29 protein-coding genes and 2 riboswitches are annotated in these 23,479 nt (G+C 36.6%); of the genes, 13 read left to right on the top strand and 16 right to left on the bottom strand.

The window, feature by feature from the left end:
• Positions 1-3: 3 nt before the first annotated feature.
• The 6 genes from spoIIIAC to BN985_RS10845 all read right to left on the bottom strand — a co-directional run bounded on the left by spoIIIAC (position 4) and on the right by BN985_RS10845 (position 4,219).
• Positions 4-210: a stage III sporulation protein AC gene (gene spoIIIAC / locus BN985_RS10870; RefSeq protein ID WP_042223483.1), complete on the bottom strand. Its 207-nt coding sequence runs from the start codon at positions 208-210 to the stop codon at positions 4-6.
• Between the two features lie 120 nt (positions 211-330).
• Complete coding sequence (spoIIIAB, locus tag BN985_RS10865) at positions 331-843, bottom strand: stage III sporulation protein SpoIIIAB (RefSeq protein ID WP_042223482.1); 513 nt, start codon at positions 841-843, stop codon at positions 331-333.
• Positions 788-1,765, bottom strand: coding sequence for a stage III sporulation protein AA (gene spoIIIAA / locus BN985_RS10860; protein ID WP_042223481.1), 978 nt, complete (start codon positions 1,763-1,765; stop codon positions 788-790). Before spoIIIAA ends, spoIIIAB begins: the two co-directional genes overlap by 56 nt.
• A gap of 169 nt (positions 1,766-1,934) precedes the next feature.
• Positions 1,935-2,492, bottom strand: coding sequence for an elongation factor P (gene efp, locus BN985_RS10855; protein ID WP_042223480.1), 558 nt, complete (start codon positions 2,490-2,492; stop codon positions 1,935-1,937).
• Positions 2,493-2,523: 31 nt separating this feature from the next.
• Positions 2,524-3,585 carry a M24 family metallopeptidase gene (locus BN985_RS10850; protein ID WP_042223479.1) on the bottom strand — a complete coding sequence of 354 codons (1,062 nt, stop codon included), beginning with the start codon at positions 3,583-3,585 and terminating at the stop codon, positions 2,524-2,526.
• Positions 3,586-3,703: 118 nt separating this feature from the next.
• Positions 3,704-4,219: a YqhR family membrane protein gene (locus tag BN985_RS10845; RefSeq protein ID WP_042223478.1), complete on the bottom strand. Its 516-nt coding sequence runs from the start codon at positions 4,217-4,219 to the stop codon at positions 3,704-3,706.
• Positions 4,220-4,467: 248 nt separating this feature from the next.
• On the opposite strand from BN985_RS10845, the gene BN985_RS10840 reads away from it, so the two are divergent.
• Positions 4,468-4,848 carry an SA1362 family protein gene (locus BN985_RS10840; protein ID WP_042223477.1) on the top strand — a complete coding sequence of 127 codons (381 nt, stop codon included), beginning with the start codon at positions 4,468-4,470 and terminating at the stop codon, positions 4,846-4,848.
• Between the two features lie 14 nt (positions 4,849-4,862).
• Here BN985_RS10840 and BN985_RS10835 read toward each other — a convergent pair whose 3' ends face one another.
• Both BN985_RS10835 and mntR read right to left on the bottom strand, forming a co-directional pair.
• A complete protein-coding gene (locus tag BN985_RS10835; protein WP_042223476.1) occupies positions 4,863-5,753 on the bottom strand; it encodes a patatin-like phospholipase family protein in 891 nt (296 codons plus the stop codon).
• Between the two features lie 265 nt (positions 5,754-6,018).
• Positions 6,019-6,438 (bottom strand): transcriptional regulator MntR, encoded by a 420-nt coding sequence (gene mntR / locus BN985_RS10830; RefSeq protein WP_042223475.1) that lies wholly within the window; start codon positions 6,436-6,438, stop codon positions 6,019-6,021.
• Positions 6,439-6,643: 205 nt separating this feature from the next.
• Here mntR and BN985_RS10825 point away from each other — a divergent pair, with 205 nt between their 5' ends.
• A complete protein-coding gene (locus tag BN985_RS10825) occupies positions 6,644-7,015 on the top strand; it encodes a rhodanese-like domain-containing protein (RefSeq protein ID WP_042223474.1) in 372 nt (123 codons plus the stop codon).
• 58 nt (positions 7,016-7,073) lie between these two features.
• Here the strand turns inward: BN985_RS10825 and gcvPB are convergent, their stop codons facing one another.
• Genes gcvPB through gcvT form a run of 3 tightly spaced genes read right to left on the bottom strand, consistent with a single transcriptional unit; the run spans position 7,074 to position 10,998 of the window.
• Positions 7,074-8,531, bottom strand: coding sequence for an aminomethyl-transferring glycine dehydrogenase subunit GcvPB (gene gcvPB, locus BN985_RS10820; protein WP_042223473.1), 1,458 nt, complete (start codon positions 8,529-8,531; stop codon positions 7,074-7,076).
• Positions 8,524-9,873 carry an aminomethyl-transferring glycine dehydrogenase subunit GcvPA gene (gene gcvPA, locus BN985_RS10815; RefSeq protein ID WP_042223472.1) on the bottom strand — a complete coding sequence of 450 codons (1,350 nt, stop codon included), beginning with the start codon at positions 9,871-9,873 and terminating at the stop codon, positions 8,524-8,526. Before gcvPA ends, gcvPB begins: the two co-directional genes overlap by 8 nt.
• A gap of 12 nt (positions 9,874-9,885) precedes the next feature.
• Complete coding sequence (gene gcvT, locus BN985_RS10810) at positions 9,886-10,998, bottom strand: glycine cleavage system aminomethyltransferase GcvT (protein WP_042223471.1); 1,113 nt, start codon at positions 10,996-10,998, stop codon at positions 9,886-9,888.
• A gap of 145 nt (positions 10,999-11,143) precedes the next feature.
• Positions 11,144-11,240, bottom strand: a riboswitch (glycine riboswitch).
• Positions 11,241-11,243: 3 nt separating this feature from the next.
• Positions 11,244-11,356: riboswitch (glycine riboswitch) on the bottom strand.
• A 152-nt stretch (positions 11,357-11,508) separates the two neighbouring features.
• On the opposite strand from gcvT, the gene BN985_RS10805 reads away from it, so the two are divergent.
• Together BN985_RS10805 and BN985_RS10800 are read left to right on the top strand one after the other, a co-directional pair.
• Positions 11,509-13,161 carry a DEAD/DEAH box helicase gene (locus BN985_RS10805; RefSeq protein ID WP_052360673.1) on the top strand — a complete coding sequence of 551 codons (1,653 nt, stop codon included), beginning with the start codon at positions 11,509-11,511 and terminating at the stop codon, positions 13,159-13,161.
• The gene (locus tag BN985_RS10800; protein ID WP_042223470.1) at positions 13,151-13,930 is read left to right on the top strand and encodes a YqhG family protein; all 780 of its coding nucleotides are present in this window, start codon (positions 13,151-13,153) and stop codon (positions 13,928-13,930) included. The genes BN985_RS10805 and BN985_RS10800 overlap by 11 nt, the downstream gene beginning before the upstream one ends.
• A gap of 69 nt (positions 13,931-13,999) precedes the next feature.
• Here the strand turns inward: BN985_RS10800 and BN985_RS10795 are convergent, their stop codons facing one another.
• Positions 14,000-14,173, bottom strand: coding sequence for a YqzE family protein (locus BN985_RS10795; protein ID WP_084157529.1), 174 nt, complete (start codon positions 14,171-14,173; stop codon positions 14,000-14,002).
• Between the two features lie 148 nt (positions 14,174-14,321).
• Here BN985_RS10795 and comGA point away from each other — a divergent pair, with 148 nt between their 5' ends.
• The 8 genes from comGA (at position 14,322) to BN985_RS10750 (ending at position 18,846) form a co-directional block, all read left to right on the top strand.
• Positions 14,322-15,344, top strand: coding sequence for a competence type IV pilus ATPase ComGA (comGA, locus tag BN985_RS10790; RefSeq protein ID WP_042223469.1), 1,023 nt, complete (start codon positions 14,322-14,324; stop codon positions 15,342-15,344).
• Entirely contained in the window at positions 15,295-16,338 is a 1,044-nt protein-coding gene (locus BN985_RS10785; RefSeq protein WP_042223468.1) for a type II secretion system F family protein, read from the top strand. The genes comGA and BN985_RS10785 overlap by 50 nt, the downstream gene beginning before the upstream one ends.
• Positions 16,339-16,574: 236 nt before the next feature.
• Positions 16,575-16,880 carry a competence type IV pilus major pilin ComGC gene (gene comGC / locus BN985_RS10775; protein WP_042223466.1) on the top strand — a complete coding sequence of 102 codons (306 nt, stop codon included), beginning with the start codon at positions 16,575-16,577 and terminating at the stop codon, positions 16,878-16,880.
• 13 nt (positions 16,881-16,893) lie between these two features.
• Positions 16,894-17,313 carry a competence type IV pilus minor pilin ComGD gene (gene comGD / locus BN985_RS10770; protein ID WP_042223465.1) on the top strand — a complete coding sequence of 140 codons (420 nt, stop codon included), beginning with the start codon at positions 16,894-16,896 and terminating at the stop codon, positions 17,311-17,313.
• Positions 17,300-17,650: a type II secretion system protein gene (locus BN985_RS10765; protein WP_042223464.1), complete on the top strand. Its 351-nt coding sequence runs from the start codon at positions 17,300-17,302 to the stop codon at positions 17,648-17,650. Before comGD ends, BN985_RS10765 begins: the two co-directional genes overlap by 14 nt.
• Positions 17,595-18,053: a ComGF family competence protein gene (locus BN985_RS10760; protein WP_042223463.1), complete on the top strand. Its 459-nt coding sequence runs from the start codon at positions 17,595-17,597 to the stop codon at positions 18,051-18,053. Before BN985_RS10765 ends, BN985_RS10760 begins: the two co-directional genes overlap by 56 nt.
• Complete coding sequence (locus BN985_RS10755; protein WP_042223462.1) at positions 18,022-18,402, top strand: hypothetical protein; 381 nt, start codon at positions 18,022-18,024, stop codon at positions 18,400-18,402. Before BN985_RS10760 ends, BN985_RS10755 begins: the two co-directional genes overlap by 32 nt.
• A gap of 201 nt (positions 18,403-18,603) precedes the next feature.
• On the top strand, positions 18,604-18,846 hold the full coding sequence (locus BN985_RS10750; protein WP_042223461.1) for a DUF2626 domain-containing protein: 243 nt from the start codon (positions 18,604-18,606) through the stop codon (positions 18,844-18,846).
• A 44-nt stretch (positions 18,847-18,890) separates the two neighbouring features.
• On the opposite strand, the gene BN985_RS10745 is transcribed toward BN985_RS10750, so the two are convergent.
• A complete protein-coding gene (locus BN985_RS10745) occupies positions 18,891-19,517 on the bottom strand; it encodes an MBL fold metallo-hydrolase (RefSeq protein ID WP_042223460.1) in 627 nt (208 codons plus the stop codon).
• Between the two features lie 165 nt (positions 19,518-19,682).
• Here BN985_RS10745 and BN985_RS10740 point away from each other — a divergent pair, with 165 nt between their 5' ends.
• Positions 19,683-19,859, top strand: a complete 177-nt coding sequence (locus tag BN985_RS10740) for a DUF2759 family protein (RefSeq protein WP_084157526.1) — start codon at positions 19,683-19,685, stop codon at positions 19,857-19,859.
• Positions 19,860-20,004: 145 nt separating this feature from the next.
• Here the strand turns inward: BN985_RS10740 and BN985_RS10735 are convergent, their stop codons facing one another.
• The 3 genes from BN985_RS10735 to BN985_RS10725 all read right to left on the bottom strand — a co-directional run bounded on the left by BN985_RS10735 (position 20,005) and on the right by BN985_RS10725 (position 23,475).
• A complete protein-coding gene (locus tag BN985_RS10735) occupies positions 20,005-21,912 on the bottom strand; it encodes an LTA synthase family protein (RefSeq protein ID WP_042223459.1) in 1,908 nt (635 codons plus the stop codon).
• A 368-nt stretch (positions 21,913-22,280) separates the two neighbouring features.
• The gene (locus BN985_RS10730; protein WP_042223458.1) at positions 22,281-23,261 is read right to left on the bottom strand and encodes an ROK family glucokinase; all 981 of its coding nucleotides are present in this window, start codon (positions 23,259-23,261) and stop codon (positions 22,281-22,283) included.
• A gap of 1 nt (position 23,262) precedes the next feature.
• The gene (locus tag BN985_RS10725) at positions 23,263-23,475 is read right to left on the bottom strand and encodes a YqgQ family protein (protein ID WP_042223457.1); all 213 of its coding nucleotides are present in this window, start codon (positions 23,473-23,475) and stop codon (positions 23,263-23,265) included.
• Positions 23,476-23,479: the final 4 nt, after the last annotated feature.

The following is a 23,479-nucleotide window of genomic DNA, read 5'->3' as shown; positions in this document are numbered from 1 at the left end:
CGATTACCCTTGAAAGAGAAAGACTGATTTAATTTGCTGGAAGAGATCTGATAGTCCGTTGATAACCACAACTAGTACTATTATAAAACCTATCAGTGTAGCAAATTGAGCAATTTCCTCTTTCCCCATCTGTTTTAAAATGGTATGAATAAGCGCAACAATAATACCAATGCCAGCTATCTGAAATAGAACGGATGCATCTGTAAACATGGACTGGCTCCTTTCACTAATAATGCGTGTCCATAAAGGTGGATCATGTTTTACCTTGGTTATTTGGAAAATATCGTATAAAACCCACGTGACTCATCAGTTCGGGACTTCATGTATTTCTTATAAAAGAAGTAAAACAACAAACAGTCCGCACAAAACTCCGAGGCTTTTCGCCATCTTGCCGTATTTCAAATGGTGATCCCTTGCTTCTTCTAATTCTCGTTCTAGATGACTAAGTGTTAGTTGAATATGCTTTTGTTGCTGGTGAAAATCATGCTGCCCCAAAGTTCTTCCAAATTGCTTTAATATTTCTTGCTCATTACTACCTATGCTTGAGTATTTTGTTAGTACTTCTATGGCTTGTTCCCAAACATAGAATAAATCTCTCTTGTCGTGTTGTAGCTCTTCATATAAGTAATCAAAGAACTTACTTGTTGGACTTGGTATCTGGCTCGCAATAACCGAGAATGCCTCATGGAGTGGCAGTTGGCTATATAAAATCTCTGCCTCCAAAATCTGTAGCGCATTCTTTACTTGCCTGATATGCTTCGGTCTATTAGAGAGTTTATTACTCCAATCAAATCCTACCCATGTGCTTGTCATGACGAGAAGAAGTGCCCCAATCCATTGCATGTGGCCTGTCCTCCATTACCTTAGAAATAATCTCCCCATACTCGTTATAAACTGTATTAATTTGTCCGGGATCTAGCTTCCTGTCCAATAAAATGAATCGTTGAAAAACATGTTGGTCAAAAAGTTGATATAAAGATGGTCGTTTTCTTAATTCCTCAAGACTATTTCCATGAATAGTGCTAATAATAATAACGCCGGCATTTATCGCTTCAAGCAATGCTTGTACATCTTTTTGGCTACCAATTTCATCTACAACCAGGACTTCTGGTGACATGGATCGTATCATCATCATCATGCCTTCTGCTTTTGGGCAAGCATCCATGACATCAGTTCTATTACCTACATTATGTTGAGGAACACCTTTTATAGAGCCAGCGATCTCAGAACGTTCATCAACAATACCGACCTTTTTAGCTGTGATTTGCTTCCATCCTGTAGCAATTTGCCTGGCTGTGTCTCGAAGAAGGGTCGTTTTGCCGGTTTGAGGTGCCCCAACAAATAACGTATTAAGGTAATCACCCTGAAAAATGTAAGACATAAGTTTATCTGCACAACCAACTTTTTCTTTTGCTACACGAATATTTAGAAATGTAATATACTGTATTGCCTTAACTATTCCCTGTATGGTGTTAACCTTCCCGGCAATGCCTATTCTGTGACCTCCCTCAATCGTTATATAACCTTCACGGAGTTCATCTTCCATTCGATATAATGAAAATTCACTAAGTTGATTTACCATATAGGTAAAGTCCTGTTTAGTCAGTGTTATCGCTGTACACCATTCGTTTGCTGAATTTAAGATGATCTCTATTGGTCTGTTCAATCGACAACGTATCTCCTGTAACTCATTCCACCTACCAGCAATCTTTTTTTGAATGGATGCTTGCAAACCATTTGGAAACAATCGGATTATTTCTTCCATAAAAGATCCTCACTTTGCTTAATAACTTATTACTAAATGTATGATAAAGTTAGTCGTTTATGACTTTCAAAGTTTGTTCACCTTAGAATGTATAATTAGACAACAAAAGAAGAGGCTGTACCAAATTTAATTGGTACAGCCTCTATTAGATTATCGATTTCATAAAAGATTATGCTCTTGAAACATACTTCCCATCAGAAGTATTGATGATAAGCACGTCTCCTTGATTGATAAAAAATGGAACTTGCACAGAGTGGCCTGTTTCTAGTTTTGCTGGTTTAGACCCACCACTTGCTGTATCTCCTTTTATTCCTGGCTCTGTCTCAATAACTTCTAATTCCACATTGTTTGGAAGGTCTACACCCAATATTTCGCCATCATAAGTAATAATGTGAACTTCCATGTTTTCTTTAATAAACTTCAATTCATGTTGGATTTGATCTGTTGTAAGCTCAATTTGTTCATAAGAATTCGAATCCATAAACGCATGGGAATCACCAGAAGCATAAAGGTATTGCATCTTTCTATTTTCAATATGTGCTTTGCTTACTTTTTCTCCACCACGAAATGTTTTTTCTTGAATATTTCCATTCCGCAGATTACGTAACTTAGACCTTACAAAAGCTGCACCCTTTCCTGGCTTAACATGTTGGAACTCTAAAACCTGCCATATATCATTATCTACCTCAATTGTCAGTCCTGTTTTAAAATCATTTACTGAAATCATATTACTTCTTCCTCCTCATCAATTGCTAGGCTTATAAGTGTATTAGTTCTTTTGGTGAATGTGTGAGGCGTTCATTACCCGTCTCTGTTACAATAATATCATCTTCAATTCTACAGCCACCAACTTCTGGAACGTAAATTCCTGGTTCGACCGTTACCACCATACCTGCTTCAAGCTTGCTATCACTTCTAAAAGATAATCCCGGACCTTCATGTACCTCTAGTCCAAGTCCATGTCCAGTTGAGTGGCCAAAATATTCTCCATATCCTTTTTCAGTAATATAATCCCTAGTTAAAGCATCTGCTTCTTTGCCAGTAATGCCTGGTTTTATTCCCTCTACGCCAAGAAGTTGTGCTTCTAAGACTGTATTATAAATGTTAGTAAGTTCATCACTAATTTGCCCTACTGCAAAAGTACGCGTGATATCTGAACAATACCCTTCATACCATGCACCAAAATCAAGTGTTACTAATTCACCGGAATTTATTACTTTTTGCGATGCCACACCATGTGGTAGAGCGGAACGCAGTCCAGAGGCTACGATTATATCAAAACTTGATGAAACGGCTCCTTGTTTTCTCATGAAAAATTCCAGTTCATTTGAGACATCAATTTCTTTAACACCAGGCTTTATAAATGACTGAATATGTACAAAAGCATCATCCGCAATCTTAGCAGCTTTTTTCATGATAGCTAGTTCATCAGCTGTTTTAATAAGTCTCATTTCTTCTACAAGACCGCTTACAGGCTTCATTTCAACTTCAAATACTTTATTATAATTTTCATATTGGGCGAAGGTGACATGATCCTTTTCAAAGCCAAGATGTTTGATTCCCATATCCTTTAATTGATCTCTTATTTCAAGTTCAATTAGCTGTTTATGCTCTACAATTTGAAAACCTGTAGCTTGCTCAGTGGCTTGGGCTGTATAACGAAAATCTGTTATAAAGCGTGCATGCTCTTTACTGATAAGTGCTACCCCGGCAGTACCTGTAAAACCAGAAACATAACGCCTGTTAATAGAACTAGTAATAAGTATTGCATCTAACTTATTTTTTTCTAATAGTTCACGTAATTTAGTTAGTTTTTCCACTAAACATCATCCCCTTCTCTTTTTTCATTCTTATACATAAAATGACGGATGATTTCAGTTTATCATAAACCATTACAATTAATAAGTATTTACGTTTTTTCATGTCTATTTTAGCTTGTTATGCTTGCATGTTTTTCTCATTCTTCGCTTTCATGACTTTATCATGGTAATCATATGATAAGGAATACCCAATAAATGTTCCGTATAAAACATAAAGACAAATAGTCGTTACGATCGTTTCTTGATTTAACTCCCGAATAGGTTTAATATTAGTAAAAATTGGCTCCAGTACAAAGAATACGATCCCCCATAAAATAGCACCATAAGCAACCCCCATCCACATGGTGTTTATTTTTCTCATGAAAAGGTAATAGATAAATGCTACCAGTATAGAAATACCACCTAGAATAAGAATAGTGATGACAGTTCCAAGCCATCCATTCGTCCAAGATGCCGTGGTCCACGACCGTAAAACATAGGCCTTGGGAGCAACCTCTGTAAAATTAAAGTAAGCTAAAAGTGTAGCCAATAGCCCCCAGAAAACACCACCTACAAAACCGGTTATTGCTGATCGACTAAGTAAAGTTAATGGCTCTTCTCTTTTATTTTGATCTAATTGTTTGTTATCGCTCATTTGATCACCTCGTGTAATATTATGACCAATATGCAATATTGCAATCCAAAATAGTCAGATGTTTTCTTTCTACGGAACTGGTTTTTAGGTCTGAAATCAAGTAAAATAAAAGAAAAGAAAAGAAATCATTCTACTAAAGTTGAATATTTTTAGTGTTATAGGCAATAATAAGAACATATAGAATTGATCAGTATATAGAAGACATTAAATGGTATATAAGAAATTCAAATTAGAATGGAGGAAAGATAATGCTACGTAATAAAATCTCCATATTTATTTATCTCATTATTGGGTTAGCAGCAATAGGTCTAGTATCTCAACTTCTGACAAATACGAGTGGATTTATTACTAACCTATTTGTCATGATCGGGATGGGAATTGTTTTTTTCGGTGTTATTTATTTTCTATTTTTGCGTAAACGGACTTCGACTGATGACATGAAAAAATATAAGCAGGCAGTAAAGCAATCTAAAGCAAAATATAATGATAGCCGGTCTGTAAATCAAACAAACGCTAAAGTAACAAGAACAGTTGGGGCGCCAACTAGAAAAAAAGTTTCAAAACGCGCTTCCCATCTAAGGGTAATTGAAGGAAATAAGCAGAAAAAAAATGACCGCGCTACTTTTTAAAGTAAGGGTCATTTTTAATTAGGCCAATTTTGCAAGAATAGTTCTGCACTATTTCTGCCTTTAATAATAAGTTTTTCCTTTGTTTCTTCACTAATAGATAGGTTCATTGTTTCGATTCCCTCGACCGGAATAAATATAATATTTCTTTCTTGTGACTTGGATATATACCGTGTGTCATGCGCCATTTTCATTGTAGAAAATAGTGCCTGAAACATATCTAGGGCATTACGTATTTTTCGGGGTTCGATCTTTTCTACAGATTCACTTAACTTAACACCGAGGATAGGTCTTTCCTGCTTTTCTCGGTGTTTGTCAAAAATCCAAAGCGGAAAATTGCTCAGTAGCCCACCATCCACTATTATACTTTTTGTATTACGCTTCCCTGGGAGCTTTTTAGGCATAAAGAAATAAGGAAACCCTGCACTCATACGAATCGCTTTGGCAACAGGAAAAAGAAGCGGATCAAGACCATAAACCCTTTCCAAATCATCTGGCAGGACAACAAGCTTGCCTAGAGTTAAATCACTTACCACTACTTTTAAATAATCTTTCGGCAGGTCATTAAATGTATAGACATTTTTTTCAGCAAGTTGATCATATAACCAGTTTTCTAGTTTATCCCCTTTGTTGATACCGAGCTGGAAATAAAGGAAGAACCATTTGCTAAATGGTAACCATTTAGTTAACAATGGAGGGTCCAAAAACTTTTTCAGATCAAGTTCATCTAACTTTAGACGAATTTCATTCGTATTATATCCTGCTGCCAATAGTGAAGCAATTATAGCTCCTGCTGAAGTTCCAGCTACTCGCTCAAGCTTGAGTTCTTTTCTTTCCATCACCTCTAAAGAGCCAAGAAAAGCATAGGCCTTCACCCCACCACCTGAAAATACACAATCAATCTTCATTGCGCCTCCCCTTTATGCCTGACACTATTATTAATACATTTTTAAGCATTAGGACAGCATAATAGAACTATAATTTTAAGATCCTTTAATTGCGCATTAGATTCTCGCTTAATTTTAAATATCACAAAGCAGTCTAAAGCAAGGACATAAAAATACTGGATATTCATTCAGACTATAGCTTCCAAGGCGGCAGAAACTATTAGAATTCATGCAATTATCCAGCATTTACTTTCATATTAGTCTGTTTTTCACTCTTCAAAGGTTTTTACTTATCAGACTGCTTTTGAATTTCTCTTAATTGACTAACCCGTTTGCTATCTAGTTTAAAATAGTTTACAAGGTCTCCTATTCGGTCTATGGAATTCCAACTAAGATGATGCTCAATTCCTTCTACGTCTTCGTAAATATTTTCTTTTTCGACTCCAATAATTTCGAGGAAATCTTCGAGTAATTCGTGACGGAAAACAAGTCTTTCACCAATTTTTTTTCCTTTGGCTGTGAGGACGAATCCCCTATACTTTTCGTAATTTAAATAATCATCTTTATCAAGCTTTTGTACCATTTTAGTTACGGATGATGGATGTACTGCTAATGCCTCAGCGATATCGGAAACTCTCGCATACCCTTTCGATTCCATTAAGTTGTATATTTGCTCTATATAATCTTCCATACTTGGTGTAGGCATGTGCATTCCTCATTTCAAGAATCTTTTTTTATCTAATGCAAAACTGTTTCTATTAAATGATACATGAAATAATAGTGTTATACAAGTAGGTGGTAAATATGGGTACACTCTCCTCTGGTTTCAAACCAACGAAAATACTTTGAAAAAAATATCTATTGCGCATATAATAGAGAGGAAGTAAAAGGACAGACGGGGGAAAACTAGCATGGAATTTATAATTATCGCTATTGTTGCTTTATTAGTTGTTGGCGTTTTTCGCTACTTTAGACAGAAGAACTACTTAAAGGTACTTACAGAGCAGCAGTTCAGAGAAGGATATCGTAAAGCACAATTAATCGATGTCAGGGAACCACAGGAATTTGACAAGGGTCATATCCTTGGCTCACGAAATATACCACTGACACAAATGAAACAACGTTTAGTCGAGATGAGGCCTGACAAGCCTGTATATCTATACTGCCAAAGCGGGTCACGATCAGCTCGTGCGGCTCAACTTCTAAATAAAAAAGGCTATACAGATATTTATCAGCTAAAAGGCGGATTCAAGAAATGGACAGGTAAAATTAAATCCAAATAAAAAAATCCTGAGGTGCAAATGCCCTCAGGATTTTTATTTGTTCCCACAGAAAATTTTTCTACTTTTGATACCTTAAAACTGGTTTCCTTGCCGCAAGTGTTTCATCCATTCGATTCACAATTGTATTATGCGGGGCTTCCTGAACTATTTCTGGATTATCCTCTACCTCTTTGGCAATAGCTAACATAGAATCTATAAATGCATCTAATGTCTCTTTTGATTCCGTTTCTGTAGGCTCGACCATCATTGCTTCTTCTACGTTAAGTGGAAAGTAAATGGTTGGTGGATGGTAGCCATAATCAAGCAGTCTTTTAGCTATGTCGAGTGTTCGAACACCTAGCTTCTTTTGTCGCTTCCCGGATAATACAAATTCATGCTTGCAATGCTGGTCATATGGCAAATCATATTCTTTCTGCAACTTTCTCATCATATAATTTGCGTTAAGCACTGCATATTCACTTGCTTTCTTAAGTCCTTCAGCACCCATTGTTCGAATATACGTGTAAGCACGAAGGTTGATTCCAAAATTGCCATAGTAAGGCTTTACTCTTCCAATAGAAGAAGGACGGTCGTAATCAAATACATATTTTTCTTCTTTTTTGGTAAGTAGAGGTTTTGGCAAATACGCAGCAAGTTCCTCCGATACACCTACTGGTCCAGATCCAGGACCACCTCCGCCATGAGGGCCTGTAAATGTTTTATGAAGGTTTAAATGGACTGCATCAAATCCCATATCCCCAGGTCTGGCATATCCCATTATGGCATTAAGATTTGCACCATCATAGTACAATTTCCCACCTGCCTCATGAATGATCTCAGCCATTTCTATTATCTCCGTTTCAAATAACCCAAGCGTATTTGGATTTGTCAGCATAAGTGCAGCTGTTTTTTCATCCACAACACGTTTTAAGTCATCTAAATCAACTAGTCCATTTTCGTTGGTTTTTACTGTTATAGCCTTAAACCCGGCTACTGTTGCAGATGCAGGATTTGTACCATGAGCTGAGTCTGGCACAATAACATTTGTCCGATTCATGTCCCCATTTGCTTCATGGAAAGCACGGATCATCATGAGGGCCGTCCACTCACCGTGAGCTCCAGCTGCTGATTGCAAAGAAACTTCATGCATCCCTGTAATTTCCTTAAGAGAAGACTGCAGGTCATACATCATTTCCATTGCACCTTGAACACTTTCTGTTTCCTGATATGGGTGGATATGACTAAACCCATCAAACCGTGCTACATCTTCATTCATTTTTGGATTGTATTTCATAGTACAAGAACCTAGTGGGTAAAAGCCTGAATCCACACCGTAATTACGATTTGATAACCCTGTATAATGGCGCATAATGTCCAATTCACTTACTTCAGGTAAATCTGCTGGAGTAGTTCGGATATAATTACTTTCTATCTCAGTATCGAGATCAAAATCCGGGATATCTAATTCAGGTAAACTATAGCTTGTACGTCCTTCCTTACTACGTTCAAACATTAACGGAAAATCCTTGTTATTCATGCAAATCCCCCAATTCCTTCACAAAGATGTCTATCTCCTCTTTTGTACGGCTCTCTGTAACAGCAATCAACATATGATTTTTAAGTTCAGGATAATTTTGTCCCAAATCGTATCCACCAATAAACCCTTTATTTAAAAGCTGTTTATTAATTTCACTCACGTTGGACCCAAGATCCACGACCAATTCATTAAAAAACGTTCCTTCGTGTACAACTCGCAATCCTGCCTCTTTCAACCTCTGTTTCATATACCGAGCTTTTTTCATATTTAAAACAGCCATTTTCCGTAAGCCGTGTTTTCCAATCGAGCTCATGGCAACAGAGCTTGCAAGTGCGTTTAATGCCTGGTTGGAGCAGATATTCGACGTCGCTTTATCTCTTCTAATGTGCTGCTCTCTTGCCTGTAAAGTTAAAACAAACCCACGTACACCGTCCTCATCAACAGTTTGGCCTACTAAACGTCCAGGTACTTTTCGCATTAGTTTATTCGTGGTCGCAAAGTATCCGCAATGTGGCCCACCGAATTGTGCGGGTATACCAAAGACCTGCGTATCACCTACCACAATATCAGCGCCGAACTCCCCTGGTGGTGTCAAATAGCCAAGTGAAAGCGGGTTGCTTGAAGTAATAAGCATTGTTTTGGTTTGACTCTTTACCAGCTCATTAATTTTTTCCAATGGTTCTATTTGACCAAAGAAATTTGGATATTGTACCACGACACTTGCAGTATGTTCATCAATTGCTTCTGCTAATTGCTGTAAGTTCGTATAACCATTCTCACAGTCAATCTCCACAATTTCCAGTTCTGGCCCTCTTGCATATGTTTCGATAACAGCGCGTGATTCTGGATGTACTGCTTTGGAAACGAGAATTTTTTTCCGTTTTGTATGAGCTGCACTCAAATTAACCGCTTCGGCTAGTGATGTTCCGCCATCATACATAGACGAATTGGCTACAGGTAATCCCGTTAATTCGGATATCATGGTTTGAAATTCAAAAATTGCCTGTAGTTCACCTTGGGAAATTTCTGGCTGGTAGGGTGTATAAGCTGTATAAAATTCGGACCGTGAAATTACATGATCTACAACAGAAGGAATATAATGATCATAAACACCAGCTCCCAAAAAAGAAGCATGTGTTTTAAGATTTACATTTTTATTTGCCATATCGGCAAGTTCCTTCTTTAATTGTGCTTCATTTGCTGGCTTTTTTAAGTTTAAATTTCCTCTAAAACGAATTTGTTCTGGTATATCAGCAAATAATTCCTCCGTAGAGTCCACACCAATTGTCGTCAACATTTCCTGTTTGTCTGATTCTGTCATCGGTAAATATCTAAATTCCATCTCGGTCCCTCCCTATTTCTCTCTTCTATAAAAAGGTGTTTTGATTACAACACTGTCTAATTCTCTGTTTCTTACTTGAACAGTCAACTGTTGGTCTAATTGAGCTAATTCTCGTTTGACTAGTGCCAGGCCAATGTTTTTTTTCAGTGTTGGAGATTGTGTACCTGATGTCACAAACCCGACTTCTTCTCCTTCATAGAGAACTTTGTAACCATGTCTCGGAATGCCCTTGTCTATCATTTCAATACCGACAAGTTTACGATCAGGTCCCTCTTCTACCTGTTTCTTTAAAACTTCACGACCAATAAAGTCTCCCTTATCCACTTTCACAGCAAATGTTAAGCCAGCTTCGATCGGGGAAATGGTTGTGGATAGCTCTTGCCCATAGAGTGCTAGATTTGCTTCAAAACGCAAGGTGTCCCTTGCTCCAAGACCAATTGGTTCAAGTCCTTGGTTTGCCCCTTTTTCTAATAAGAGATTCCACAAATCGGATGCATAATCTTTATCAATATAAATCTCAAATCCATCTTCCCCTGTATACCCTGTTCTTGAAACAAGGGCAGACTCTGGTATGTTGCCAATCTTAACGTCCTGTGCGAATCGGAAGAATTTTATTGCGCCTAAATCAGTGTCCGTCAGTTGCTGTAAAATTCTTTCTGCCAATGGTCCCTGTAAGGCTAGTTGTGCATAATCATCGGATACATTGTTGATCGAAACCTCTTTTGTTGAGTAGGTGTTATTTTCTACTAACCATTCATAATCTTTATTCGTGTTTGCAGCATTTACAACGAGTAGATAATCATTTTCTGCAAGCATATAAATAATAAAATCATCTACTGTTCCACCGTCTGAGTAGCACATAAGTGTATACTGCGCTCGATTTGGAACAAGTTTTGTAACATCATTTGTAGTGATCCCCTGGAGGTATTCTTTACTTTTTGGCCCTGTTACGTGTATTTCGCCCATGTGCGATACATCAAACAGCCCTGCTTTCGTCCTTGTAACTTCATGTTCCTGTTTAATGCTTGAGAATTGAACTGGAAGGTCCCACCCACCAAAATCAATTGTTTTTGCCCCGCTTTTTTTATACTCGGAATACAATGGGGTGCGCTGTAAATCAGTCATTAACTTCACTCCTTTTCATCACTTTTAATCGAAAATTTAGATTAGTTCATCTCTAGAGAAGATGAATTCTTTTCGTAAACTTGGATATTGCATTAATTCCAAGCTTACAAAAAAAGACAGAGATTCCACTGGTAATCAATGAAATCTCTGTCCTTAGACCAGAAAGTTGCATAGCTGTCCCTATTATGTACATACAGCTACTTGCTTCGTGGGTGGTTTACTTATGTAAACTCTCTCCAGAGGTGCGTCCTACAAGAGTCTTTTTGCCTGAGAGATTCGCATGATTGCTTGCTCCTTCGGCGTTATCGTTCCAAATTGATCTGCGAAACGGAACGATAATCTCTCCCCATGTAATCATTCGCTTTTATGAAATAGTTGAAGTTGGATATACTATGTACTACTTATTACAGGGAATGCTCTAATTTCAAATTCATTATAGCATAGAAATGTTTTATAAAGTAGAAATTATGAAGAAACTCTTAATAAAACTATTTATAAAGGAAGTATCTTATGAATGAAATATCAATCCAAAAGGATTCTAACTATATCGGTCAATTACAAGCAGAGCTAGAAAAAGGAGAAGCTTTGTCTTCTTGGGAATTATTTTCGATGGCATACGAAGCAGAATTAACATCGATGACACCTGAATTCCATGGTCTTCGATCGCTCGATTTCTTACCGCATGTGAATTTTATGGATCATCAGGTTTCAACAGCTCAACAGGTTATTGAACAGATGAATGGGCGGGCCATTCTAGCAGATGAGGTAGGACTTGGAAAGACGATAGAAGCTGGGTTAGTCATGAAAGAGTATATGATTAGAGGATTAGTTAAAAAGATTTTAATCTTAGTTCCCGCTTCCCTTGTTAACCAATGGGAAAGAGAATTAAATGAAAAGTTTTACATACCCGCTATAGGCCATCGGAGAAACTATGCGTGGGAAGAATACGACATTTTAATTTCATCAATGGACACAGCAAAGCGCTCTCCACACAGAGAGAAAATACTTGATATTGATTACGATTTAATTCTAATAGATGAAGCACATAAGCTAAAGAACCACAAAACAAAAAACTACGAGTTCGTCCGCTCTTTAAAAAAGAAATATTGCTTACTACTAACCGCTACACCAGTACAAAACAAGCTTGTAGAAATATTTAACCTCGTCTCTATTCTTAAACCAGGACATCTTGGAAATTATGATGACTTTCTCACTAAATTTGGCAAAGATAGAACAAAGATGAAAGACGATCTATTTCTTAAGCAATTAGTGCAAAAGGTAATGGTTAGGAACACAAGGGCGGAAACTACCATTAAAAATACAAAACGGAATATCGAAACAGTCTGGCTAGAATTCTCTGAACCTGAGAAAGAAGTATACCAGTTACTGGAGAATAGTATTCACAAAAGCTCTTTCGCAAAAATAACCTATTTAAGAGAGTTCTGTTCCTCAAGAGAGGCATGCTACCTTTCTTTGGCAAAAATTCATGATATAAATAATCCCAATGAAATACTTCAAACCATCAACAGTAAAATTGAAGCACTCCCGCACCATAAGAAAGCTGAGAAGCTGGTTGAGTTGATAAAAGATATTGGAGACGAAAAAGTAATTGTGTTTACAGAGTATCGTGCTAGCCAATTGTATTTGCAATGGTATTTACAACAGCATGATATCTCTTCTGTCCCATTTCGCGGTGGCTTCAAACGCGGAAAAAAAGATTGGATGCGCCAATTGTTTGAAAATCATGCTCAAGTGCTAATCGCAACTGAAGCAGGAGGAGAAGGAATTAACCTACAATTTTGTAACTATATGATTAATTATGACTTACCATGGAATCCAATGCGATTAGAGCAACGAATTGGTAGAATCCATCGGTACGGACAAGAAAATGACGTACACATATATAATTTTGCCATTAGAGAAACAATTGAAGAACATATTATGACATTACTTTATGAAAAAATAGAACTATTTGAGAAGGTTATCGGACACCTTGATAATATATTAGCTGAACTCGAAATAACCAACATGGAAAAAGAAATTGCAACAATATATTCCGAATCAGAGTCAATGGGGGAAGCAAAAATTAAGCTTGATAACCTTTCACATGTCTTAAAGAACACTTTCCATGCTGAATCTGAGGAGGAACAATATGGCAATTGAAAACTTAAATGAATTTCTCGCTGGTTATTTCCGAGCCCATCACTGTCAGTTGCTCAGTAATAAGAATGGCATCCTGCAGGTTCAGCTAACTGAAGAAATGGACCGAGCATTAATGAACAGACCATTTTATTGGCATTATATTAAAAAGATGGGCCGTGAGGGTGAGCCAAAACAACTTACATTTATAACAAACCCTGACAAACGAGAAGAACAGGGTGAATGGATTCATTTTGGCAGCCCTCGCCTGCAACAAATCCTTCGTAACTTAAAGCAAAACGAGAAGTACACAAAGCTCTTTCAGCGTGTCAATACACAAGTTAACACCCCTATGTATCCTTGGCTTGTCGTCAATATAAAAATAAGCTATAAGGGCAAGCAGAAAAAAGAAGAAATCTTCTCTCTAGGTTTACAAATGGTGACAGGTGAAATGAGAGCAGAAATGATGGATACACTTCGAACCATCTCTCTACAGCAAACTATTTCTGACTATTGTTATACAATATCACCAATAATTCGCCTGAACAGTGGTTTTAAACGAATGGAGGCAGTAATAGACAACTATATTGAAAACCAAACTCATGAGTGGGCACAAGCTTCCCTTTTAGCAATGAAAGAAGATATCGACACGCTAAAACACTTTTATGTTGAACAAACCGATATTGAAACAGAAACAATGGAAAAAGAAATTGCGGAGATTGAAGAGAGATATCGACCTGTCATATCTTATGAAGTGATTAATGGTGGAATGTTCTATTTAACCAAATTATAAAAAACAGCAGACAAGGATTGTCATCCTTGTCTGCCAGGCACCTAGGTACGTTGTTTAACTTTTATTTCTTTATTTACGCATAAAGGTTTTTAATGCAAAAGGTAATACACCGAGCCAGCGCGAGCTGTATAGTTGGTTGGGTGTCTTTTCCTGTTTTTTTCTTTTCTTTCTTTCCTCTGGAGGCAAGTCTATATAGGCTACTACCTGCTCTGTCACAAATTTAAGATAATCATTGCCTGACATGTCATACACCTCCCAAACCTTGTTTTACTTAGCTTTTCCAAATGAATCTATAATTATTCTTGAGAATTTTTAAATTAAAAGAAGGAAACTAAAAATCCATGTCGAATCTTCTGTATATGGCGCAATAAATTATAGGAGGTGAGAATTTTTGAATTATACCGCCCCACTATCCGAAAAACTCTTCAACGAAGCTTTTCGCCAGTTAGCCACAGACATTCACTTCTCTCCATATGAATCAGGTACAGACATTTATTTTCGAATTCAAGGTAAACGTGTCTTCTATACTTCCCTTCCTCCTTCAACCTATCGTTCCTTACTATCTTATTACAAATTTGCCTCTGGCATGGATATTGGAGAAATAAGAAAACCACAAAATGGAACACTTACCCATCAAACAAAAGATAAATTAATATCCTTACGGCTCTCCACACTTCCTGTGAAAGAGCACGAAAGCTTGGCAATACGACTCCTTTCAGAGAAGAATCAGTTGACACTCGATCAGCTTTTTATCTTTCCATATCAGCTTAAGAAGTTGAAACAATGGGTTGCAAATCGTGCCGGCATTATACTATTTACTGGCCCGACAGGAAGTGGAAAGACCACCACGTTATACGCTTTACTTCAGGCTATTCTTAATGAAAAGTCTTATCAAACCATTACTTTAGAAGATCCAATTGAAAGAAAAATGGATAACATGCTGCAAGTCCAAGTAAATGAAAAAGCTGGTGTGACGTATCAAGCTGGATTAAAAGCAGCATTAAGACATGATCCTGATATAATAATGGTTGGCGAAATCCGTGATGACTTTACTGCTAAGTTTGCCTTTGATGCCTCCCTGACTGGACATTTAGTGTTTAGTACCCTTCACGCAAAAAATACAACAGGAACTATTCACAGACTACTCGAAATGGGTCTTAAGCAAAATGACCTGGAGCAGTCACTCCTTGCGGTAGCTTCACTTGAATTACTCCCTTTGCAAATAAACGAAACTACTATGCGTCGTGGGGCTATAATGGAGTTACTTGAAGGCGAACAGTTAGAAATTTCAATTCGTAAAAGGAGCAGAAACATGTTGGCACAACTTCATTCCTTCGAGCATTTAAGAAAGAAGGCATTTGCTTATGGTTATATATCAGAAACTGTTTATAAAGAATTACAAGCCCGCCCATGAAACGCAGGTAGCATTTCTATCTCGTTTAAGCCGACTATTGTCAATAGGGTATGCCCTTATGCCCGCACTCGAACGAACCAAATGGGAAGGTAAATTTGTACCATTAGCTAATACGATCATACCAGCATTAGCAGCCGGCGCGACAATTGATGAGGCTTTTGAAAAGGCCAATTTCCACCCGCATATAGTCAACCACCTATACTTGAGCAGGACAACTGGAAATTTAGAGGTAAGCATTAAAAAAGCTGCTGATTCCTTTAGAGATAGAATCTTTTATTTTAAAAAACTTAAACAAATAACAAGATATCCCCTCTTACTACTATTCATTTTTTGTATACTTCTATTCCTAATGAAACAAATCGTACTCCCTTCATTTACTAACCTTTTCCAGTCAGGTACTGCTTCATCTACCCTCATCCTATTCATGCTTCTTGTAGACTATATAGTCTATCTTCTATTCGCGATAGGTGCGATTAGCATGCTCATTATATTTTTATGGCCAATTTACTCAAGAAAAATAACCACCCGCTCACTACTTAGGATTTCACAAACTATTCCTTTTTATCGAGGTTATTGCAGGGTACAGACGTCGATGACCTTTGCCGCACATTTTAGTAGTCTTCTAAAAACCGGTATCTCCTATCTTGAAGTTGTAAACCAAATGTCAAAACTTAAAAAGCAACGCGTTATTTCTTATTATGCTTCGTTTATAAAAGATGAATTATCTAAGGGTTATTCCATCTCTTCCATACTCTCTACTTTACCTCTGTTTGATAAAAAACTTTCTTTATTATTTAACCAAGACACGAGTACAGAGCACTTAGTCCAAGACCTGGATATGTTTACTGAGATATTGATGGAGGATATGAAACAGAAAGCCTTAAAAATTATAACATTTATACAACCAGTCTTCTTCCTTGTATTAGCAGGGTTCATTATTTTTATTTATATATCGATTATGTGGCCAATGTATGAGTTAATTAAAACCATATAAAGACCTGCGGTGATATGTCTATAGAAATTACCTAAAACAAACAATAGGAAGCGACTCCTGTGGGAATAGCATGAGACTTGAGCCCACACAGAGCAGGTTCTTTGTGAGGGCTAAAACAATGCCCCACGGAAAGCTTCCGCCTGTAGTAAAAAAGGAACGTGTTAAACTGGCTCGGACTTTAAAAATGAAAGAGAAAATAGGCAAATGCCTAAATATACTATATAAGGAGATTTACTATGTTAAAAAATGATCATGGCTTTACACTAATTGAAATGTTGATCGTCTTAATGATTATTTCAGTCTTAATTTTGCTCTTTATTCCCAGCCTTAGCGGTAAAAGTGAGGAAGTGGACTCCACAGGATGTGATGCATTAGTAGCGGTAGTTCAGGCACAAGTTGATGCTTTCTACCTAACAGAAAGAGAATATCCAGAAACGCTAGATACTCTTGTTGGTGATTATATTACTGCTGAACAAACAACTTGTAGCAATAACCGTCCTTTAGACTATGAAGGTGGCAAGGTTACAGCACCTAGTATATAGAGAGGGGTGTACTATGAAGGCGGACGGCTTCACACTTATTGAAATGCTCGTTGTACTAAGCATGCTTGGTATCATGATTTCACTTGCCCTTCCATTACAATTTAAGCTCTTAAAAGAACAAGAAGAAATACAATTTTTTAGCATGTTAGAATCTGATGTTATGTATATCCAGCAACGTTCTACATTATCAGCTGATATGAATCGAATAACATTTAATGAAGAAAGCTATCGTATTACATCAGATGAACAACCAAGCATTATACGCATCTATCCAGAAGGATTAACAATCAATACAAGAAATGAACGAAATATCACCTTCAATAACAATGGAAATATTAAAAACCCAAGGACACTTTATGTCAACTCATCTCTCAACACATATAGAATGGTATTTCCCTTTGGCAAAGGAAGATTTTATCTTGAAAAGCAATAAAGCTTTTACTTTAATTGAAGTGCTAATTGCAGTAACAATCCTATTAAGCGTAGTAATTACTCTTATACCTCTTATACAATTATTGAAGGACGAAGGCGAAGTGCTTGCTGACAGAAGATATATGGACGAACAACTATTTGATAAGCTACAGTCTTTTCTCTGGTGGCCTGGTAAAAGCCTTCCTCACTTCCTATATGAAGATTCCCATGAAAACACCGTAAAAGCATCATACCATTTCAAACAAGAAGATGGATTAATTAAAGGATGTGTAGTATGGACAAATGTTAGAGAAGAAGCAGAAGAAATCTGTTTATACGGTCTTCCTGAAAAGAAATAGTGGGTTCACTTTAATTAACTCATTGTTAGCTATTAGCTTTCTCGCCCTATGTCTTCCTTTTATGAGTACCTTAATACAAGCTTCTAAAATACCATCTTATGAACAAGAGCTTGCCGTACAGCAATTTTTTTCTTTCTTACAAGACGATGTAAAAAATGCGACAAGCTATAGACTGAAGGAATCAGGAAGTGTAATAAAATTAGACCTTATAGATGGTTTTGTTACCACAATTGAGAAATATGATAATTTAATTCGTCGGAGGGTTAACGGGGCTGGACATGAAATTTATCTAAGGAATATAAAAAAACTTCAATTTGCACCCGCTGAACATGGATTTACTATTATTGTTATTTTGGGAGAGGGAGAAATTTATGAAAAGAATATTATATGGTACAACCAATGAAAAAGGATTCATCCTCCCAACCGTGCTACTGTTTATAACAGTTATTTTCCTTCTTCTGTTTCATGCAACATCTGTTTATCGAAATCAAATGTTGATGACAAACATGCTAATGGAACAAACTAAAATAGAAACACTCTTTCAAGCCTCAAGAGAACTTCTAATCAATGAGATGGAAAACTCTAGAATATTTATTGATCATACCTTTTATGAACTACCACATGGAGATGTCGAGGTCTATGCTAAAAAAATAAATGAAGAGTTATGCCAAGTAATTTTCACCATTACTACTGATTCAAATTCAGTAAAAAGTATTGTGTATCCACTCTCGTTATACGGTTTATTAGACTAAAAATTATATCAACCATATCTTTGGAAAAATTGGGCATACTTAAAGAAAGAAGGCTTTTGTATGAGTGTGGAAGTGGAATCGGTTACGTACTGATAGTGCTTTATTTTGCAAATCTTTCTTTTGTTTAGCAAGATTCGTTTACAAGTTGCAGAAGGTCGTTTATAATAACAATGAAAAGGTTACCTAGAAGGAGGGGGAAGCATGGATCGTATGTTTCGCGTGCTTGCCTTTTGGACTGGCATCTTTACCGTCATGTTTTTTGTCGGTGATATGCATGGAGCAGCTCTTCTTTTCCTGGTTCAAACGGCATTTTTCCTTGCAGTAAGTTATTTGAAATTATCTGAACGTATGTATATGTATTTATTCGGGGCTTATTGTACGGTATTTTTTATCGGCTTTACATGGTACTCGGAGTTTATACTAGTACCTGGTTTCGGACACTAAAAAACAGGGCATCCAGTCAATATCTTGACAGATGCCCTGTTTTTTTAATCAGCAAGGAAAAAAGCATTCTGTTTTTTCTCAAATCCTATAGTCGTTTTTGGCCCATGACCTGGGTAGACTGTATATGCATTATCCAAATCATAAAGCTTGTTACGAATACTTTTTTCTAAAACCTTCATGTCTCCGCCAATTAAATCTGTTCTTCCAATCCCTTGCCTAAATAAAACATCCCCACCAAATACCGTGGTATATTCATGGAAAACAAAACTTACACTTCCGGGAGAGTGTCCTGGTGTGTGCCTGACTTCAAAGGTAAAACCAGCAATTTCCATTTCCCCTTCTTGTAAATTTTGTTCTGCCTTATAAGTTGTTACCTCTTGACCCATTAACCCAAGTGAACCATTTAAGGAAGGATCCTCTAACCAATTGCTTTCCTCGGAGTGCAGATAAACATCTAATCGGTATCTTTCTCTTAATTCTTCTACTCCTCCAATATGGTCGAAATGTGCATGCGTCAACAGAATAGCTTCAGGAAGAAGGTTTAGCTCTTCCAAGAACGAAATTACTTCCTGAGGACTTCCACCAGGATCAATAATTAAAGCTTTCTTTTCTTTATATACGATATAACAATTCGTTCCGATAGGTCCTAGTGGTAACGTTTTTATGTTCAAAATTATCCCTCCACCTAATTGTGACTATTACTAATTCGGATTCATGTATTTCTCGACAAATGGTACGAAATACTATAAAATAAATATTATATTGGCTTAGTTACATAATAATATAAAATGTATTCACCTATCAATTTTATGAACTGAACAAGGGGGTTAACTAAAATGCATATCGTTTTGGCAATATTATTATTATTGGTTGCTTTACTTGCAGTTGTATCTGTTATTCGTCAGCTTAAATACAAAAACTTTTTTGCTTTAGCATTTTCAGCAATTACAGCTATTGCTTTCGGTTTCTTCTCTATTGCAACCATCATAACAGAAATCGCGAAAATGAGTTAAAGCATTACTGAAATATAAAAAAAGCCAAACGATCTTTATCGTTCGGCTTTTTTTATGCCTTATACACACTTTCCAAAAGTCATATAGCGTAACAATTGGGAGAGCCCTGGAGCTTTTCAGCAACCTGAGGGCTATTTCACCACATTTATTCCTCGAGCTCGATAAACCTAAATAGATCACCGTAAATGAGATCATCTGAATATGCTAGCTCTTGATCCACTTTTTCTATTATGGGTGTACAAGCATTCTCTTTTTCGCTCATAGAAACATCAAGTGAAGGATCACTACTTTCATTTACAGGGTCTCCTGTTTGGCGATCATAACACATCCCACTAGTGGATATATAATCATCGCTTATAAAATCCCCGTTCCTTAAAGCTACATAATCTTTTCGAGTCTCTGAGAAAACATCATTTCCGAAGTAAATGTCATCTTCATTTTCAATACCTAATAAGCTTAATATGGTTGGCTTAACATCGATCTGCCCTGAGACTGTGGAGCGTACCTCGCCTTTACCATGACCAGGAATGTGGATATAAAACGGTACACGTTGTAATTGAACATGATCGAATGGTGTAATTTCTTCTTTTCCAAGATACTGGCTCATGGCGCGATTATGGTTGGCACTTATTCCGTAGTGATCACCCATTATAATAATTATCGACTCTTCATATAATCCTGCAGCTTTTAATTGATTAAAAAACTGTTCAATTGATTCGTCCATATACCGCACTGTCGGAAAAAAGTTATTAAGTGTTGTGGAATTAGAATCATAAGCTTCAATTGATTTATCTTCTTCAGGTAACTCAAACGGAAAATGATTAGTCAATGTAATAAATTTTGAATAATATGGCTCTTCTAATGACTGCAAATGATCAATAGATTGTTCGAAAAAAGGTTTATCCTTTAACCCCCAGCCCACAGAGTTATCATCTGTTACTTCAAAAGCCTCTTCACCATAAAAGTTATCTATATCTAAACTTTCATACATTTGGTCTCTATTCCAGAAAGTTTTATTATTCGCATGAAAAACATTTGAATTATAACCTGCTTTTGCAATTATGTTAGGCAAAGCATTATATTCGTTCTGTGAATGAGTAAAGAAAACAGCTCCGCGTGACAGTGGGTATAGAGAGTTTTCAACTAAAAATTCCGAATCGGATGTTTTCCCCTGCTCTGTTTGATGATAGAAATTTTCAAAGTAATACGTATCTTCATCTTCTGTTAAGCTGTTTAGAAATGGGGTGATTTCTTCTCCGTTAACTTTATTATTTATTACAAAACTTTGTATAGACTCTGCATTAATAAAAATAACGTTTTTACCCTTTGCTATCCCAAACATATCGGATTTTTGGTTTGATTTTATATTATTCTCTACATAATCCTTGATTTCAGGAATTTCATTACCGTCCGCGAAAACTTTTTGCGTGCTGGCCTTTGTATTAACAGCTACATCGTAAATATGATAATTAAATAAACCTATGTTTTTAACAAGGTATTCACGATCAAATGCACGAGTGAATAGCTGTGGCCTTTCCATTTCTGCTAGTAAAAAATTCCCTGAAAGCAATACAAGAGACAATGCTAAGGCGAAGACTTTCCCTTTTCGTGCAAAGTCTACTGTAAAAAGCTCCACTCTATACTTACTTAAGTACCAAATAAATGCTACATCAGCAAATAATAAAAGATCGTAAGGCTCCATAAGTGTAAAGATACTTTTCCCTAAGTCTGCAGCGTTGCTTCCTTGTAAAAGTTGAGGAATAGTAATAAAATCTGCAAACGAACGATAAAACACTATATTTGAAAAGATTAAAACCGTAGCAAGTATAGAAGTGTAGCGAATATACTTCATTTGTCGTGAAGTTTTGGTGAACCAGACACTAATTGCAAAGATTAAAAAAGCTGAAACAAATGGATTTATAAAAAGAATTATCTCTTGCATGATATTTTCAAGGTCAATATTGAACATAAAGCGGTACACAATGTATGTCTTTATACCAAATAATATTGTTGCTATGATAAACAAAGGTATTTTGTTTTGATTAAAAGTCATTTTATTTCCACCTGCATTTCCCTTTCAACTATTTCAAAGTTATTACTTATTTAATTATTGGCTCATTATAATTGTTGTATCGTCAGCAAGTAATATGTTCAGATAACTCATTAGAATATGTGGATATAAAATTGAGTTGTCTATACACATAGGTACTGAACGTTTCCTCTTTGATGATAAAACTACGTTTAAAATAATAACTTAATTATAGATACCCTCGTTTCTAGTTTATAAACAGAAGGTGAATTCCATGTATGATTTCTGTAAAACCTATATAACTATACGACGTAATGAATATAATAAAAGTTTCAGCAAATCATGAAATTTTTCAAGCAATATTTGAAAGTTATAGATAATAGTGTTTAGCTTTAGAAGGAAACGTGAAGTACTTTTTGTTTAACTAGAAATGCTGCTCCTATAATCCCAGCATCATTTCCAAGTTCCGCGATTCTCATTTCACAGATTGAGCTAACCCGCTCTAAAGCGTATTTATCAAAGGACTCCTTGATTTTGTCTAATAGTTGACTACCGGCTTTTGAAACACCCCCACCGATTAATACCTTAGATGGGTTAATAAGTGTCCCCATGTTGGCAATCATCAAGCCTAGTACATCCGTGGTATAGTTAACAATGGATATAGCTTTTTCTTCTCCTTGTGCAGCATAGTCAAAGATGTCCTTTGCTGTAAGGACGCCATGCTTTTCAACATGTTCAACCAATTTCCCACTGCTTTTATCTGATTCAATATACTCCATCGCTTGTCTCACAATTCCAGTAGCAGAGGCTATTGTTTCTAGACATCCAGACCTACCACAATTACAAAGTCTTCCGTTTTTTTCGATGGTCATATGGCCAATTTCACCCGCCATACCATTTGCACCATTTAGAATCTCTCCATTTGCAATGACTCCACCGCCTACTCCTGTCCCTAGCGTAATAGCGATAACATTTTTCTCTTGTTGACCTGCGCCTTTCCAGTTCTCCCCTAAAACAGCTACGTTAGCATCGTTCTCTACAAAAACCGGAACCCCTGAAATTGCTTTCAAATGTTTCGGCAAATCATAGTTCTTCCAGCCAATATTAACAGCTTCAAAGATGTATCCTGTATCTCCATCAATAAAACCTGGAGCTCCTAAACCAACCCCTAATACGTTGCTTAGAGGAATGCCAGATTCGTCTAGTTGCTTATTAACCGAAGCCCAAATATCTTCTATAATGTGTATTCCGCCATCTGATTTATCTGTATTAATCTCCCATTTCTTATGGATAACACCATCCGTAGAGATTATGCCAATTTTAACAGTAGTTCCCCCGATATCTACCCCTGCAATCCATTTACCTTGTGCCATGTCACGTTTTCCCCCTTATTTCTTTTTCTATTTGTGATAGTTGGTTTCTTATAAGTAGTTTTGCAATTGTATAATCTTTCCCATCAATAAATCCCCATTTATACAATTCGGTTAGTTCCATGTCCATTAACTCCAAGTCACCCAACCGGTCTCCAGTATATATAAATGTCCCGTAGCGTTTAAGTAATTGTTGAACATCATAAATTGTTTTCATAAAA

This window comes from Oceanobacillus manasiensis (assembly GCF_000724085.1).
GTDB lineage: Bacteria > Bacillota > Bacilli > Bacillales > Amphibacillaceae > Oceanobacillus_B > Oceanobacillus_B manasiensis.
The sequence above is the reverse complement of the archived record's forward strand: the minus strand, read 5'-3'. Positions and strand labels throughout refer to the sequence as shown.